General features: G+C 69.6%; 16 protein-coding genes. 7 read left to right on the top strand and 9 right to left on the bottom strand.

Annotation, left to right across the window (positions count from 1 at the left end; all coding sequences use genetic code 11):
• Window positions 1-58: 58 nt before the first annotated feature.
• Together U9J23_RS06925 and U9J23_RS06920 are read left to right on the top strand one after the other, a co-directional pair.
• Window positions 59-742 (top strand): phosphoribosyltransferase, encoded by a 684-nt coding sequence (locus tag U9J23_RS06925; RefSeq protein ID WP_272269364.1) that lies wholly within the window; start codon window positions 59-61, stop codon window positions 740-742.
• Between the two features lie 152 nt (window positions 743-894).
• Window positions 895-2,697 (top strand): AMP-dependent synthetase/ligase, encoded by a 1,803-nt coding sequence (locus U9J23_RS06920; RefSeq protein ID WP_085470471.1) that lies wholly within the window; start codon window positions 895-897, stop codon window positions 2,695-2,697.
• A 59-nt stretch (window positions 2,698-2,756) separates the two neighbouring features.
• On the opposite strand, the gene U9J23_RS06915 is transcribed toward U9J23_RS06920, so the two are convergent.
• Genes U9J23_RS06915 through U9J23_RS06905 form a run of 3 tightly spaced genes read right to left on the bottom strand, consistent with a single transcriptional unit; the run spans window position 2,757 to window position 5,296 of the window.
• Window positions 2,757-3,389: an alpha/beta hydrolase gene (locus U9J23_RS06915; protein ID WP_085468814.1), complete on the bottom strand. Its 633-nt coding sequence runs from the start codon at window positions 3,387-3,389 to the stop codon at window positions 2,757-2,759.
• A gap of 27 nt (window positions 3,390-3,416) precedes the next feature.
• Window positions 3,417-4,622, bottom strand: coding sequence for an alanine racemase (locus U9J23_RS06910; RefSeq protein ID WP_272268005.1), 1,206 nt, complete (start codon window positions 4,620-4,622; stop codon window positions 3,417-3,419).
• Between the two features lie 29 nt (window positions 4,623-4,651).
• On the bottom strand, window positions 4,652-5,296 hold the full coding sequence (locus U9J23_RS06905) for a TetR/AcrR family transcriptional regulator (protein ID WP_059382943.1): 645 nt from the start codon (window positions 5,294-5,296) through the stop codon (window positions 4,652-4,654).
• 76 nt (window positions 5,297-5,372) lie between these two features.
• Between U9J23_RS06905 and U9J23_RS06900 the strand changes: the two genes are divergently transcribed.
• Window positions 5,373-6,680, top strand: a complete 1,308-nt coding sequence (locus tag U9J23_RS06900; RefSeq protein ID WP_059382944.1) for a D-arabinono-1,4-lactone oxidase — start codon at window positions 5,373-5,375, stop codon at window positions 6,678-6,680.
• Window positions 6,681-6,707: 27 nt separating this feature from the next.
• Here U9J23_RS06900 and U9J23_RS06895 read toward each other — a convergent pair whose 3' ends face one another.
• The 4 genes from U9J23_RS06895 to U9J23_RS06880 all read right to left on the bottom strand — a co-directional run bounded on the left by U9J23_RS06895 (window position 6,708) and on the right by U9J23_RS06880 (window position 11,175).
• A complete protein-coding gene (locus tag U9J23_RS06895) occupies window positions 6,708-7,640 on the bottom strand; it encodes an adenosine deaminase (protein ID WP_059382945.1) in 933 nt (310 codons plus the stop codon).
• A gap of 45 nt (window positions 7,641-7,685) precedes the next feature.
• Window positions 7,686-8,447 carry a crotonase/enoyl-CoA hydratase family protein gene (locus U9J23_RS06890; RefSeq protein WP_106200362.1) on the bottom strand — a complete coding sequence of 254 codons (762 nt, stop codon included), beginning with the start codon at window positions 8,445-8,447 and terminating at the stop codon, window positions 7,686-7,688.
• A gap of 78 nt (window positions 8,448-8,525) precedes the next feature.
• On the bottom strand, window positions 8,526-9,569 hold the full coding sequence (locus U9J23_RS06885) for a class I adenylate-forming enzyme family protein (RefSeq protein WP_085468817.1): 1,044 nt from the start codon (window positions 9,567-9,569) through the stop codon (window positions 8,526-8,528).
• A 130-nt stretch (window positions 9,570-9,699) separates the two neighbouring features.
• A complete protein-coding gene (locus U9J23_RS06880; RefSeq protein WP_059383053.1) occupies window positions 9,700-11,175 on the bottom strand; it encodes a DHA2 family efflux MFS transporter permease subunit in 1,476 nt (491 codons plus the stop codon).
• Between the two features lie 121 nt (window positions 11,176-11,296).
• Here U9J23_RS06880 and U9J23_RS06875 point away from each other — a divergent pair, with 121 nt between their 5' ends.
• Window positions 11,297-11,992 carry a hypothetical protein gene (locus tag U9J23_RS06875; protein WP_059383054.1) on the top strand — a complete coding sequence of 232 codons (696 nt, stop codon included), beginning with the start codon at window positions 11,297-11,299 and terminating at the stop codon, window positions 11,990-11,992.
• Window positions 11,993-12,015: 23 nt separating this feature from the next.
• Window positions 12,016-13,035, top strand: coding sequence for a glutathione S-transferase family protein (locus U9J23_RS06870; protein WP_085468818.1), 1,020 nt, complete (start codon window positions 12,016-12,018; stop codon window positions 13,033-13,035).
• A gap of 28 nt (window positions 13,036-13,063) precedes the next feature.
• On the opposite strand, the gene U9J23_RS06865 is transcribed toward U9J23_RS06870, so the two are convergent.
• Window positions 13,064-13,528, bottom strand: coding sequence for a VOC family protein (locus U9J23_RS06865; RefSeq protein WP_059382949.1), 465 nt, complete (start codon window positions 13,526-13,528; stop codon window positions 13,064-13,066).
• On the bottom strand, window positions 13,525-14,385 hold the full coding sequence (locus tag U9J23_RS06860; RefSeq protein WP_059382950.1) for an AraC family transcriptional regulator: 861 nt from the start codon (window positions 14,383-14,385) through the stop codon (window positions 13,525-13,527). The genes U9J23_RS06865 and U9J23_RS06860 overlap by 4 nt, the downstream gene beginning before the upstream one ends.
• A 57-nt stretch (window positions 14,386-14,442) precedes the next feature.
• Between U9J23_RS06860 and U9J23_RS06855 the strand changes: the two genes are divergently transcribed.
• Both U9J23_RS06855 and U9J23_RS06850 read left to right on the top strand, forming a co-directional pair.
• Window positions 14,443-15,177: a hypothetical protein gene (locus U9J23_RS06855; RefSeq protein WP_059382951.1), complete on the top strand. Its 735-nt coding sequence runs from the start codon at window positions 14,443-14,445 to the stop codon at window positions 15,175-15,177.
• A gap of 2 nt (window positions 15,178-15,179) precedes the next feature.
• Complete coding sequence (locus U9J23_RS06850) at window positions 15,180-15,986, top strand: alpha/beta fold hydrolase (RefSeq protein WP_059382952.1); 807 nt, start codon at window positions 15,180-15,182, stop codon at window positions 15,984-15,986.
• Window positions 15,987-16,036 lie beyond the last annotated feature (50 nt).

The following is a 16,036-nucleotide window of genomic DNA, read 5'->3' as shown; positions in this document are numbered from 1 at the left end:
CGGTCCGTCCGGGCGGCGAATGCTCGCCCGCCCGGACGGACCGTCCCATACTGGACGTGTGCGGTACGCCACGCGCGAGGAGGCGGGCCGGCGACTCGCCCGGTCGGCCGGGCACCTGCGCGACGCCGACCCGGTGGTTCTCGCGCTTCCCCGTGGCGGCATCCCCGTCGCCCGCGAACTCGCCGCCGCCCTCGACGCACCGCTGGACGTCCTCGTCGTCCGCAAACTGGGCGTGCCCTGGCATCCGGAACTCGCGATGGGCGCGATCGCCGAGGGTCCGGCAGGCGAAGGCGTCTTCCGCGTCCTCAACGAGGACGTGATCCGGCGCGGGCGGATAGCTCCCGAATCCGTGGACAACATCGAGAGGCGCGAGCTCGCCGAACTCGAGCGCCGCGCCGCATTCCTGCGTGCCGGTCGCGCCCGCGTACCACTGGAGGGCCGCACGGCGGTCATCGTCGACGACGGGGTGGCCACGGGCGCGACAGCAGCGGTCGCCTGTCTCGCCGCGCGCGCGTCGGGTGCCACCCGGGTGGTCCTCGCCGTACCGGTGGCCTCACCGGAGGCATTGCGCCGCGTGGGCGGAGTGGCCGACGAGGTGATCTGCCCTTGGACGCCGGTGGACACCGACAGCGTCGGCGCTGCTTACGCCGATTTCCACCAGCTCGGCGACGACGAGGCCGTCCGACTCCTCCGTGATCCTGGTACTTCCGGTACCGGAAAAATCGACGAGACTATCCGATAGTGGTAATCCTCGTTACCGGCGGGTAGCATTGTTACGTAGATCACTGCTTATCGGACTGTAAAAAAAGGGCAAACCGGTCCGAGGGGTAATGCATTTCCCAACGACATGTGATGCAATGCACACCGACAGTATCTAACGATGGAGGGGTCACAGTGAGTGAGATTGCCGTGCCACAGTCGTTCTCGATCCCCGAGAACACGTCGATGGCCGACAGCGTCTTCCGCCACGAGAAGGAGTCGCCGGAGTTCGTGCCGTTCGAGCGACTGGTCGACGGCAAGTGGGTTCCCGTCACCGCGCGCCAGTTCGCATCCGAGGTACGCGCCGTGGCGAAGGGCCTGATGGCATCGGGCATCGAGCTCGGCGACCGCGTCGCGGTGCTGTCGGCGACCCGCTACGAGTGGGTGCTCCTCGACTACGCGATCTGGACCGCAGGCGGTGCCACCGTCGCGATCTACGAGACATCGTCGGCCGACCAGGCCCAGTGGATCCTCGAGGATTCCGGGACCAAGCTGCTCATCGTCGAGAACTCCGGTCACGTCGACACCGTCCGCGAGGTCGCCGAGAACGCCCCGACGGTGCGCGAGGTCCTGCAGATCGAGCCCGCGCCGGGCGGCAAGAGCGCGGTCGACGAGCTCATCGCACGCGGCGCGGCGGTCACCGACGAGCAGGTCGAGGAACGGCGCAACTCGGTCACGGCCGAATCCGCTGCGACCCTCATCTACACCTCCGGTACCACGGGCCGGCCGAAGGGCGTGCAGCTCAAGCACCGCCATTTCGCCTCGGAGTCCGCGGCGTGCGGTCTCGCCCTGCCCGACTCGATGCACGAGGGTCAGCGCACCCTGCTGTTCATCCCGATGGCGCACGTCTTCGCTCGCCTGATCTCCTTCGCAGCCTTCGACAGCAAGGTCACGGTGGGCCACACCTCCGACCTGTCGACGCTGCTCGACCAGTTCGCGGTCTTCAAGCCGAACTTCATCCTCTCGGTGCCCCGCGTGTTCGAGAAGGTCTACAACTCGGCGAAGCAGAAGGCCTACGACGGCGGCAAGGGCAAGATCTTCGAGAAGGCCTCCGACGTCGCGATCGAGTACAGCAAGGCACTCGAGAACGGCGGCCCCGGCCTCGCCCTGAAGATCCAGCACTTCGTCTTCGACAAGCTGGTCTACGGCAAGCTCAAGGCCGCACTCGGCGGCAACGTCACCCGGGCCGTCTCGGGCGGTGCCGCACTCGGTGGACGCCTCGGCCACTTCTTCCGCGGCGTCGGCGTCACCATCTACGAGGGCTACGGCCTGACGGAGACCACCGGCGGCATCATCATGAACACCCCCGCCGCCCAGAAGATCGGCACCGTCGGCAAGCCGTTCAACGGCTGCGCCGCGAAGATCGCCGAGGACGGCGAACTGCTGCTCAAGGGCCCCCAGGTGTTCGACGGCTACTGGCAGAACGACAAGGCCACCGATGAAGCCATCCGCGACGGCTGGTTCCACACCGGCGACATCGGTGCGATCGACGAGGACGGCTTCATCTCGATCACCGGCCGCAAGAAGGAACTCATCGTCACCGCAGGCGGCAAGAACGTCGCGCCGGCGGTCCTCGAGGACTCGCTGCGTGCCCACCCGCTGATCAGCCAGGTCATCGTGGTCGGCGATTCCAAGCCTTTCGTCGGCGCGCTGATCACCCTCGACCCGGAGGCACTGCCGGGCTGGCTCGAGCGCCACAGCCTGCCGGCGGGCACGACGGTCGCGGAACTGATCAAGAACCCCGACCTGATCGCCGAGATCGACGAGGCCGTCGCCGAGACCAACAAGAAGGTCTCGAAGGCCGAGTCGATCCGCAAGTACCGCATCCTCGAGACCGATTTCAGCATCGAGAGCGGTGAGCTGACCCCGACGCTCAAGCTCAAGCGGAACATCATCCACGACAAGCACGGCGCCGAGATCGCAGCGATCTACAACTGACGCTCGAACACCACCGGGCCCCTCGCAAACCGCGAGGGGCCCGGTCGTCTTCCGAGGGGTCAGACGGACAGGCCGCCCACGAACTCGGCGACGTCCGAGGTCACCCTGCGATGGACGGGTTCGTGGAGCAGGTCGTGCCCGGCATCGGGATAGTCGAGCAACTGCGTCCGCGGCACCGTCGCCGCCCAGTCGCGCACCGGATCGATCGGGGCGAGCCTGTCGTCGACGCCGTGGACCAGCAGGACCGGCAGGTCGCTCGCGCGAAGGGCTTCGGCCGTCGCCGGCAGCGCCGCGGTGCGCGGTGTGCCGCACAGGACGACGGCCGCGAAACGGGTGTCGATGGACGCGTCGGGCGCCAGCGCCGTCAGGACGGTCGCCGCACCGAGCGAATGCCCCATCGCCACCAGGGGCAGACCCGACCCGGCGGCGATCCCGGCGAGCACGCCGAAGTCCTCGGCGTGGAGGCCGACATCGCCCGGCGAGCCGGGCTCTCCCTCCGACAGCCCGTGTCCGGCGAGGTCGAGTCCCCACAGTGCGATGCCGTGGGCCGCGAGACCGGACGCGAAGCGGTGGTAATGCCCGGTGTGCTGCCCGAAGCCGTGGGCGAACACGACACCGGCACGCGCGTCGTCGACCGGCCAGGACCGCCAGTGGACCCGGCCGACCGATCCGGGGAAGAACGTCAACGGCATGGACTCATTCTCGCCGGAGGCGAGAGGTCACCAGCAGCCGCCCTCGCCGCGGTAGGTGGGCACCTCGGTGCGTCCGTGCTCGTCGACGAGGTACACCCGGTCGAATCTCTCGCACAGTTCGCCGGCCTTCGCGTGCCGGAACCACACCCGTCCCCCGATCGGGATCGACGCGGCCGCGCGACCACGCACCGGGGTCTGCACCTCCCCCGCGCCTTCCGTCCCCAGCAGCTTCAGGCCCTCGGGACGGACCGGACGCGGGACCCGTGAGGCCCCGGGTGGGCCGGACGCGATGTATCCGCCGCCGGACAACGTCGTGATCGACGGTGCCGGTTTCCGCACGGCGGGCAGCGCGAAGAACATCGACGGTTCCGGTGTGAACGCGCGGTAGCCGTCGAACAGGGTGGGGACGTACAGTCCCGATCCCGCCGTGGCCTCGGTGACGACCCGGTCGGCGGTGGTCACCTCGAGCGACCCGGTGCCCCCGCCGTTCACCAGTTCGAGTTCGCCGACGACCGCTCGGACCGCGTCCACCACGGCACGACGGCGCGAGGCGAGTTCCCGCGCCGACAGGCCCTTGACGAGCCGGACCGGCAGCGACGAGTCGGGCAGACCCGCGATCTGCGCTTCGTAGAACATCACGCCGACGACGTCGAACCCGGCGGCCTCGGCGCGCCGGGCCAGCTCGGCCGCGGCCTCGGGAGTGCGTATCGGCGAACGCCGCACCCCGAGGTGGACCGGACCCACTCGCAGCGACGCATCGATGTCCAGGCAGACCCTCGGGCGGAAGTCGTTCTTCCCCGGTGCCTCACGAGCTGCCCCACGGATGATGCGAAGGTGCTCCGCCGAATCGATCATGAGCGTGATCGCCTGTGCCGCTTCGGACGACGCCGCGAGATGCCCGAGCGCCGTCCGGTCGACCGTCGGATATCCCATCAGGATGTCGCGGGCGCCGCGCTCGACGAGCCACAGTGCCTCGCGCAGCGAATACGTCATGATGCCGCGAAAGCCACCGCGGGCGGTCAGCTCCGGACCCAGGACCTCGGACAGGACGGCGCGGCAGCGCACCGACTTGCTCGCGACCCGCACGGGCACACCGTTCGCGCGGCGGATCAGGTCGTCGGCGTTGCGTCGCAGGGTGGGCAGATCGACGGCGGCGAACGGCGGGTCGAGGTCGGCCGTCGCCGCCTGCACCCGGTCGAGGGCGTCGTCGTGAGCGGAAGCCGCACGGAGCACGGGCGATCCCTTCGGAAGGTCGGGTGGGGTCAGGAACGTTCTACGGCACGGGTCGCGATGATGTCGGCGACGACTCCCAGTTCGGTCGTGGCCGCGTCGCCGTCCCGATCGACGAGCCACCGGAGCACGACTCCGTCGAGCACGGACAGCGACAGTCGTGCGAGCGTCGAAGTGGGCAGCGACCATTCGACGTCGCATCGCTCGGCGCACGTGTCGAGGAACAGCCGGGCCTGCTCGTCCATGAGGCGGTACTGCTCCACGGCGATGTCGCCGCTGGCGGGACTACCGTCGGTGCGCTGCCGGAGCGAGTAGGCGGTGATCTCGTAGGTGAGGGTCTGCAGCCCCGGTGTGGACTCGATCGCCGACCACATGGAGCGGAGGCCGGTGTGGAGCATCGAGCGGAGACAGTCGACGCCGCCCGTCTGCTGCGTGTCCTCGGGCACGTCGAAGGCCGCGTGCATGGCCCCGGCGAGTTCGCCGACGACGGCGTTCGCCATCGCGACGACGAGGGCTTCCTTGCTGTCGAAACAGTAGTGGACGACGCCCAGTGACACTCCGGCCTTCTCGGCGACGGCGCGGACCGTGACGGCTCCGACTCCCCCGCCTTCCGCCAGTTCCAGTGCTGCACCCACGAGTTGGGCGCGGCGCTCGTCAGCAGGCAACCGATTCGGCATGACCCTGATGGTAGAGGTCGGGAAAGGTTCGCGAGGAGGTGTTGACTTGGACGCTCGTCCAGGTCGAAGATGAGGCATGGCCACCTGGCACAACTGGGCTCGCACCGAGAGTGCGGCACCTCGCCGATTCGAGACCCCCGGCAGCACCGACGACCTCGCGCGCGTCGTCGTCCGCGCCTCCGAGCTGGGCGAACACGTCAAGGCCGTGGGCGCCGGGCACTCGTTCACCGGCGCGGCCGTCACCGACGGCACGCTGATCTCGCTCGACCGGATGTCCGGTCTCGTCGCGGTGGAACCGTCGGCCACCGGCGCACGTGTCACCGTGCGGGCCGGGACACGACTGCACGACCTGAGCGACCTGCTGTGGGCGCGGGGCCTCGCCGTACCGAATCTCGGCGACATCGACGTCCAGTCCGTCGCCGGCGCGATCTCGACCGGCACCCACGGCACCGGCGCGACCTTCCGCGGACTGGCGGCAGCCGTGTGCGGTGCGACGATCGTGCTCGCCGACGGCAGGATCGTGGACTGCTCCCCCGAACACGAACCCGACCTGTTCGAGGCCGCGCGGCTCGGACTCGGCGCCCTCGGCGTGCTCGCGACCGTGACGCTCGACTGCGTCCCCGCATTCCGCCTGCGCGCGGAGGAATCGCCGTCGTCGCTCCGGACGACACTCGAGGCCCTCGACGAACTGCGCAGCGGCGTCGACCATTTCGAGTTCTACTGGTTCCCGCACACCGACGGGGTGCTCGTCAAACGCAACACCCGCCTTCCCGGTGAGGCACCGGTGCAGCCGGTCGGGCGGATACGCACCCTCCTCGACGACGAACTGCTCTCCAACGGCGCCTTCGCGCTCTTCCAGCAGGTCGGCACGCGGGTTCCCGCCACCATTCCGGCGCTGAACCGGGTCGCGTCACGGGCGCTGTCCCCGCGCACCTTCGTCGACCGCAGTTACCGGGTGTTCGCCTCCATCCGCCGGGTGCGGTTCCGGGAGATGGAGTACGCGCTCCCCGCCGAGCATCTGCCCGAGGTCCTGCGCGAGATCGATGCGTGGCTGCAGCGCAAGGATGTTCGTATCGGTTTCCCGGTGGAGGTTCGGTTCGCGCAGGGTGACGACGTGTGGCTGTCCACGGCCCACGGCCGCGACACCGCCTATGTGGCCGTGCACCAGTACCATCGGCGCGACCACACGGCCTACTTCGACGGAGTCGAGCCGATCCTGCGTGCCGCACAGGGACGTCCGCACTGGGGCAAGCTCCATTCCCTGACCGTCGACGATCTGCGCGAGCTCTATCCCCGCTTCGACGACTTCCTCGCCGTGCGCGACCGCGTGGATCCGCAGCGAGCCTTCACGAACCCGTATCTGCGCCGCGTCCTGGGCGAGTGACGCACGGGCGGACCCTCCCGGGCGGGCTCAGAGGAAGGCGGCGTCCCACGAATTGCGCCGGAGCACATCCCGTTCGGCCTCGGTGAGGCCGAGCCGGTCCTTCAGCCCCGCGAGATTGTCGTCGACGTAGCCGCCGAAATAGGCGGGATCGTCCGAGTGCACGCTCACCGACAGGCCCGCCTCGAGCATGCGACGCAACGGATGGTCGGCGAGCGTATCCACCACGCGGAGACGGACATTCGAGAACGGGCAGACGGTGAGCGGAATACTCTCGTCGACCAGGCGCGCGACGAGTTCGGGATCCTCGAGCGAGCGGATGCCGTGGTCGATGCGCTCGGCACCGAGGAGGTCGAGCGCCTGCCACACGTACTCCGGCGGTCCCTCCTCCCCCGCGTGCGCCGTGATGTGGAGACCCTCGGCCCGTGCCCGCGCGAAGACGTCCTCGAACAGCGACGGCGGGTGGCCCACCTCCGCGGAGTCCAGGCCGAGCGCGATGATCGGCGCGCCGAGGCGCAGCAGTTCGCCGAACACCTCGTGTGCTTCGGGCACAGGGCGATCGCGCACGATCGACGCGATCATCGCCGCGTCGACCCCGAACTCCCGGTGTGCCCCGGCGACGGCGTCGGAGAGTCCGGCCACGACCTCGTGCAGCGGAACACCGCGCGAGGTGTGGGCCTGCGGATCGAAGAAGAATTCCGCGCGGGTGACGCCCGCCCGCGCCGCGCGAGCGAAATAGGCGCGGGCGAGGTCGGCGAAGTCCTGCGCGGTGCGCAGGACCTCCATGTTCGCGTAGTACAGGTCGAGGAACGACTGTAGATCGGTGAACTCGTAGCGACTGCGCAGATCGTCGAGATCGCGATAGGGCAGCTCGACGCGGTTCCGCTCGGCGAGGGCGAGGATCAACTCGGGTTCGAGCGTGCCCTCGATGTGCACGTGCAGTTCTGCGAATCCGTCGGTCACGCGATCCTCACCATCTCTCGTTCCCTCAACTCGAGTGTCCGGCGATCAGCGTCCCTTCCACACGGGAGGCCGCTTCTCGGCGAAGGCAGTGGCGCCTTCACGTGCGTCCTCCGAGGTGAACACGGGCGCCATGATCTCCATCTGCTTCGCGAACGCCTCCTCGCTCGACCAGTCGGCCGAGCGGACGATGATCTCCTTGGTCGCCGCCACGGCGAGCGGTCCGTTCGCCGTGATGCGCTCGGCCAGTTCGAATGCGCCCTCGAGTGCCCCACCGGGTTCGGTGAGGCGATTGACGAAACCGTATCCGTAGCCTTCCTCGGCGGTGAACGCGTCCCCGGTGAGGGCGAGTTCGAGGGCCTTCTGGTAGGGGATGCGCGACGGCAGGCGCAGTAGGCCGCCGCCACCGGCGACGAGGCCGCGCTTGACCTCCGGGATGCCGAACTTCGCGTCCTTCGCGGCCACGACGAGGTCGGTGGCCAGGACGAGTTCGGTTCCGCCGGCGAGGGCGAATCCTTCGACGGCGGAGATGAGCGGTTTGCGCGGCGGCGCCTCCGTGAAGCCGAGACCCTTGCCGGGTACGACCACGTTCTCGCCGGCGACGAATGCCTTGAGGTCCATGCCCGCGCAGAAGGTGCCGCCGGCGCCGGTGAGCACGCCGACAGACAGGGAGTCGTCGCTGTCGAGTTGGTCGACCGCCTCGGCGAGCGCGTGGCTCACGGCGGCGTTGACGGCGTTGCGCGCCTCGGGCCGGTTGATGGTGATGACGAGAACGCGATCGCGTCGTTCGAGCAGGACTACGTCGGACATGGACACACCTCTCCACTACGGAAAATGCCGGTTCACCCGGCTACAGGCTGTATACCCGACGAGAACCTGTTCCAGGGTTCACGACACCCGGACGGCGATCTGCTCGACGAAGCCCTCGTCGTCGATGCGCACCTGATCGCCCGTGCGGAACCAGCCGTCGTCCGTGAACGCCTCGTCCGTGGCGCACGGATCGCACCAGTAGCGGCGGGCCACGCTCGGTCCGCGGCAGAGCAGTTCGCCGGTGCCGTGTTCGGCGTCGGGTCCGAGCAGCGCGACCTCGATCCCTCCGAACGGCACACCGACACTGCGGGGATGGCGGGCGCGGTGTTCCGAAGGGAGCAGCAGACCGATCCCGCCGGTCTCGGCGACACCCCATCCCCGTACGAAGCGCGAGGCGGGGAAGGCGGCGCGGAGATGGCGCCACGGTGCGCGGATCACACGGGATCCCGAGACCACGACGGTTCCCCCGAAGGCGAGGGTGGGCAGCAACTGGACGCTGCATCCGGCTGCCGTGGACAACGGCGCCGTCAGCACCGTCCGTACGCCGTCACCGACGAGATCCATCGCGTGGGCGACCGCCTCGATCGTCGACAGCACGTTGGTGTTGGTCAGTTCGACGCCGCGCAGTCCACCACCGGCGACGCGCACGTAGTAGAGCACCGCGAGTTCGTCCGGTGACGCGCCTCCGTCGAGGAAGGCGACGCCGTCGGGCAGATCGGAGTCGAGGGTGAGCACCGCCCCGCTGTGGACCTCGATCTCCGCGGCCTCCTCGGGGCTGCAACTCGGGTCGGGAAGCACCGGGACACCCCCGGCGAGGACCACGCCCAGGAAACCGATGAGCCAGCGGACCCCGTTCGGCTGGTGGACCACCACCCGGTCGGCGGGACCGACACCCTGATCGAGGAGGCCACCGGCGACGCGGGCAGCGGCGGCCCACAGTTCGCGGTAGGTAAGTGTGCGGCCGCACCGGTCGACCACCGCGACGCGGTTCGCGAAGCGCAGCGCACTCCGGTCGAGCAGCTCGGCGAGGCACGGCTCCAGGCAGTCGTACTGGAGGATGCCGCTGTCGCGGCGAGTGACCCGATCGTCCCGGAGCCAACGACTCCCTGCAGGAATTTCCACTACGGCCACCGACATGCCACCTCCCACCCGGCGTGCGTGCCTGCACTATATGGCGTGGATCACAACCATGTGAGGAAACGGCGGGTCACGGACACCTCGAGCGGCGCCGCGGGGGTCGATGCGAGGTCCGTCAGGCGCTCGCTGCCGCCGAACGCTCCTCGGCGGCACGCTGTTCCTTCTGACTCGCGGGCCGGTCGAAGGCGAGCACGGCCACGAGCCCGACGAGCAGGATGCCGGCGGGCAGCCACAACGATTCGGCCATCGCCGCGGCGAACGGTTCATGCAGGGGCTCCGGCAGGACGGAACCGGTCGTCTCCATCTCCGCCGATCCTCCTCCCCCGCCGACGCCGTTGGCCGTCAACCGCGCCGCCATCATGGCGCCGAGAGCGGCACTTCCCATCACGGCACCGACCTGACGCGTCGTGTTGTACACACCGGAGCCCGCACCCGCCCGGCTCGGTGCGAGACCATTCGTCGCGGTGGCCGAGAGCGGCGACCAGATGCCCGCGTTCGCCACCCCGATCACGGCGATCGGCAGCAGCAACTGCCAGATCTCCGCGTCCGGGGTCATCACCAGCGCGAGCCAACCCAGCCCGATGGTGAGCAGCGAGAAGCCGGTGCCGGCGATCAGCCGCGGATGGACCCGGTCGACGAGCCTGCCCACGAGCGGAGCGAGCACACCGCTGAAGACCGCCATCGGCACCATGAGCATCGCGGCGCCCGTCGGACTCAGACCGCGAACCGACTGGGCGTAGAACATGATCGGCAGCATGACGCCGGTGATGGCGAAACCCATCGTCGCGATGCCGATGTTCGCCAGCCCGAAGTTGCGGTCCCGGAACAAAGACAGCGGTACGAGCGGTTCACCGCGGTTGCGCGACTGCTGGACGACGAACACGACGAGCAGGACGATGCCCAGCCCGATCAGCGCCCACACGCGGGAGGTCCACTCGAAGGAATTGCCCTCCTGGATCCCGAACACGAGACAGAACAGTCCGGCACCGCTGAGCAGCATGCCGAGCACGTCGAACCGGTGCGGGCTCGTGGGTAGCACGGGCACGTACCGCACGGCGAGCGCGAACCCGACGATCCCGACGGGCACGTTCACGAAGAAGATCCACTCCCAGCCCAGGCCGTCGACCAGGACACCGCCGGCCAGCGGCCCGACGAGTGTCGCGACCCCGGCCACAGCGCCCCACAGGCCCATCGCGGTCCCGCGCCGTTCACGCGGGAAGATCCGCGTCACCACGGCCATGGTCTGCGGCGACATGAGCGCCGCACCGAATCCCTGGAACACGCGGGCGACGATGAGCATCTCGATCGTCGACGAGAAACCGCACCACAGCGACGCGATCGTGAACAGCACGAGCCCACAGAGATAGACCCGGCGCTGACCGAAGCGATCGCCGAGGCGGCCCGTCACGAGCAGCGGGACCGCGTAGGCGAGCAGATAGGCGCTCGTGACCCACACGACGGCGGCGATGTCGGCCCCGAAGGTCCGCATGATCGCCGGGTTGGCGACGGCAACGATCGTGCTGTCCACCAGGATCATGAAGAAGCCCAGGCACAGTGCGCCCAACGCCGCCCAGCGGGCACCGTCGGACATCTCCACGGCCACCTCGAACGCGCGGTCGCGCGTGTCCACCTCGGATGCGCGGTCGTGTGTGCCCACCTCGCTGTCGTCGCTCACCGGGCCTCTCCCCTCGTCGGCGGTCTACGGTAGCTGGGTGGACCCGCACATCTCGAGCATCGCCGCCCTCGCGTGGTGTCGTGCACTGGGCCTACCCGACGGCGCCTTCGTCGAACCCGGCTGCGTCACGCGGATCGACGACTCGGTCCGGGACGTCCGACTGCTCGCCGTGGGACGCACCACCGCGATCGTCGGCCCCGACACCGCGGTCTCCCGCCTCGCGGCCGAACCCGACCCGGCCGAGATCGACGCCCCGAACGCCGAACTCGTCGTCGCGGGCCACGCGGGGCGCACGGAGATCCTCGCCCTGTGCACGGATTGGATCGACGCGACACGCGTGGAGAACCCGCTCATCTCCGACGACCCCGAGGACCTCGCCGAACTGTTGCGGTGCTGCCCGCCCGACGACGTCACCGAGGCCGAGCTGTCGCCGACGGGACCGTCGCGCGTGTTCGTACTGCTCGACGACGACCACCGGCCCCTCGCCGGCGCGGCGTACAGCGAACTCGGGTCGTTGATGGCCGACGTGCGGGTGCTGACGACACCGGCAGCACGCCGGCTCGGACTCGCGTCGACCGTCGCGACGCTGGCGACCCACGACGCGCTCGACGCCGGACTCGTCCCGCTCGCCCGCATGCGCCGCGACAACCGCGGTGCCCGCACGGTCGCGGCGGTGTCGGGATACGACATCTGGGGAACCCTCGTGACGGTTCGGGTTCCACCCGAGAAGTGAAGAGTGTGCGGAAGGATGCGTAGGTGACCGAGAACAAGTACGTCGAGCCGGGTGCGGAGTTCACCCGCGACACCAACTACATCCCCACTCGCATCACCGCGGACGGGCGCGACGGCTATCCCGTCGAGTCGGGGCGGTACCGGCTCATCGCGGCCCGGGCGTGCCCGTGGGCCAACCGCACCCTCATCGTGCGGCGACTGCTCGGTCTCGAGGACGCCCTGTCGCTGGGACTGTGCGGCCCCACGCACGACGAGCGCAGCTGGACGTTCGACCTCGACCCGGGTGGGGTCGACCCCGTCCTCGGCATCCCGCGCCTGCAGGACGCATACTTCGCGCGCTTCCCGGGATACGACCGGGGCATCACCGTCCCGGCCATCGTCGACGTGCCCACCGGGCAGGTCGTGACGAACGACTACCCGCAGATCACCCTCGACTTCTCCACCGAGTGGACGCAGTTCCACCGCGAGGGTGCCCCGGATCTGTATCCGGAGGAGCTGCGGGACGAGATCGACGAGGTGGCCGAGCTCGTCTATCAGGACGTCAACAACGGCGTGTACGGGTGTGGTTTCGCGGGTTCGCAGGAGTCCTACGAGAAGGCCTTCGACCGGCTCTTCGCCCGCCTCGACTGGCTCGAGGAACGCCTCGGGGTGCAGCGCTATCTCGTGGGCGAGACCATCACCGAGGCCGACGTGCGCCTGTTCACCACGCTCGTCCGGTTCGATCCCGTCTACTACGGGCACTTCAAGTGCAACAGGAACCGGCTGGTGGACTTCCCTGCGTTGTGGGCCTACGCGCGGGATCTGTTCCAGACGCCCGGCTTCGGGGACACCGTCGACTTCGTACAGATCAAGCAGCACTACTACCTCGTGCACACCGACATCAATCCGACGGGCATCGTCCCGAAGGGACCGGACCTGTCGAACTGGCTCGATCCGCACGGCCGTGAGGCGCTCGGCGGGCGGGCGTTCGGGGACGGCACACCGCCGCCCCCGCCGCGCCCGAGCGAGGTGGTCCCCGAGGGGCACGGCGCGATCGCCCGCTGATCCGTGCCCCTGCTCCGTGAGGAGCTTCCTACGGCCGACGGGGCCGGTAGGTGCCGATCGTCCAATGGACGCCGTGGGGGTCGCGGCACGTGAAGCCGTGCGATCCGTAGTCCTCGTCGCGGAGTTCGACGGTCACGGTCGCGCGGACCGCCGGGTCCTCGGCCTGCACCGAGGCGAGGACCCTCTCGTACAGGGCGTCGACGGTCGCGTCGTCGGGAAGCACGAGATAGGCGGTGCCCCTGTCGGCGTGCTGGTCGAGCGGCGACCCGCGACCGGTCGAGCCGAGCATGACCCCTCCGCCGTGCGGCCAGAGCAGGGCGGCGTGGTCGACGCGGTCCCCTTCCCCGTAGACCTCCGCTTCGGCGAACCCGAGGGTGTCCACGAGGAAGCGGATCGCGCCCCGGGCGTCGGTGTAGGCGAAGCACGGCCACACCGAGTCGCCGGTGGGTGCGAGAGTGGCCGACTGTTGCGTGGAATTCGTTGTGTTCGTCATGTCTCCGAGTGTCGGCCCGGAACGCCTTCGTCGTCTTGGACGAATGGGAACACCTCGTCCTCGAGCCACCGCGACGGCGGGACGCCTGCCAGATCGCGCCAGTCGCGGGCCAGATGCGCCTGGTCGTAGAAGCCGCACTCCGCGGCGACGTCGGCGAGGCGGCGGCCGGGGTCGGCCCGCAGTATCCGTCGTGACCGGTCGAAGCGCGCCACCCGGGCCACGTCCTTCGGGGACAGTCCGAACTCGGCGGCACACCGGTTGGCGAGGTGTCGCCGGCTCCATCCGAGTTCGTCCGCGACGGCGCGGACCGGGCGCGCCGGATCCGCCACGAGCAGGTGCCATGCGTGGACGAGGTGCCCGTCCGGACTCGTCGACCGCGCGCGGACCACGCGACGGGTGAGAATCCTGTCGAGGACGGCGAACCGCTCGTCCCAGGATGCGGTCGCGGAGATCCGGTCGAACAGCTCCCGGCCGTCGGCGCCGATGACGTCCTCGAGATCGACGGCCCACGGGCCGAGCGCGGCAGCGGGCACGCCCAGCAGTGCGCGGGCACCTGCGGGGGTGAGCGAGAGTTGGATGCCGTGCTGCCGTCCGTGGTGGACGATCTGCACCGGCTGCGTCGACAGTCCTCCGGCGAGCGCGTCGAAACGTTCCGGGGACCGTCCGTCGCCCCGCGAGAGTTCGACGGATTCGGAGATCGTGAGGATTACGGTGACCTCCGGAGAGGGCATACCCAGGTGGGTCCCCGGCGGGAAACCGTCGAGCCGATACCCCTCGTACGACCGTACGTAGGGTGTCAGCAGGGGCGCCGGACGCCGCCTGGCGCCGTCCGACACACCGACTGCGGACCCGGTCATGGCACCAGGGTAGTGAGAGCGGTCCGGAAGACAAGAGCACCGGAGAACAGGGGCACGATGAGCAGCAAACCAGGCATCGCAGAGGCCTTCATCGTCAAGATGCTGGACAACGGCGCGAGACTGCAGGGTCCTGCGGTGGCCAAGTACGTCGATCTCATGCGGCGCGCACACCCCGACGAGTCCCCGGCGCAGATCATCGAGCGTCTGGAGAAGCAGTTCCTCCTCAGCGTCACGGGTAGCGGGTCGGCGGCGGGTGCGACCGCGGCCTTCCCCGGCGTCGGGACCCTCGCGGCCATCGGCGCGGTGGGCGCCGAGACGGCCTTCTTCTTCGAGGCGTCGGCGCTGCTCACCCTGGCCATCGCGTCGGTGCACGGGATCGAGCCCCACAGCCACGAACAGCGCCGCGCGCTGGTGCTCGCCGTCTCGCTCGGCGACGCCGGCCGGGAGATCGTCGCGACCGCAACGGGAGCGTCACTGCGCAACTGGCCCAAGGCCCTGACCAGCGGCGCGGGTGGGACTCAGCTGAAGACGCTGAACAACTCCCTGGTCAAGAAGTTCATCCGCCGGTACTTCGCCAAGCGCAGTCCGCTGTTGATCGGCAAGCTCGTCCCCGCGGGTATCGGTGCCGCAATCGGTGGCGTGGGCAACCGCACGCTGGGCAAGCGCACGATCCAGAACGCACGCGACGCCTTCGGTCCGCCTCCGACCGCGTGGCCCGCCGCCCGACCCGTCCTCCCGGCGAGCGGAGAGGCACCGGCGCTCGACGCCGGTGTTCCGGTCACGAAGGACTGACCGTGCCGGCCGGCGGGAAGGTGTTCGTACGGGAGTCCGGTGCGGGACCACGCACCGTCGTCCTGCTCCACGGCTTCTCCGATCACGGCGGTACGTGGTGCAAGGTCGCGCCGGCGATCGCCGAACGGCACCGGGTGCTCACGGTCGACCTGCCCGGTTTCGGACGCAGCGCGCAGCACTGGGAGACACCCGTGCTCGACCACTACGTCGACGTCCTGGCCGACCTCGTCGACGACGTTCCCGAACCGGTGTCACTGGTCGGGAACTCGCTCGGTGCGGTCACCGCGCTGGTGTTCGCGTCGGTCCACCCGTCCCGGGTCGATCGCGTGGTGCTCGCCGACATGCCGGGTCTCGCCGGGATCCCGCGGTGGTGGACGCGGGGTGCGCGCATGCCGGTCGAACTGTCGCGTCTGCTGCTGCGCCCACTGCCTGCTCCGGTGATGCAGCAGGCCATGGGCGCCCTGTACGCGCGGGCCGCGGTGCACCGGCGCGGCACCTTCGACCGGGCGGCGCGCACGGCGTTCGCGGCGAACTACGCGACACGCGAACAGGTCGACACGCTGCTGACGGTGGGCCGGCACGCGATCGGCGAACTCGGCCGGCTGCCGATCCCGGAGATGGTGCACGCCCTCGACATGCCGGCCCTGCTCGTGTGGGGCGCTCGCGACCGGTTGACGCCCGCTCACGCGGCGCGACGGGTGCAGTCCGGCGGCCGGAGACGGGTGGTGATCATCCCCGACGCCGGGCACTGTCCTCAGCTCGACGCGCCCCGCGAATTCCTCGACGCCGTCCTGCCCTTCCTCGGCTGACCCGTAAGCTCACGGCGACCGCGGCACGAGCCGCACCCACATCTCGACGA

This window comes from Rhodococcus sp. PD04, assembly GCF_035918275.1.
GTDB classification, from domain to species: Bacteria; Actinomycetota; Actinomycetes; order Mycobacteriales; family Mycobacteriaceae; genus Rhodococcus; species Rhodococcus rhodochrous.
Note: the sequence above shows the minus strand (reverse complement) of the source record. Positions and strands in the feature narration are given on the sequence as shown.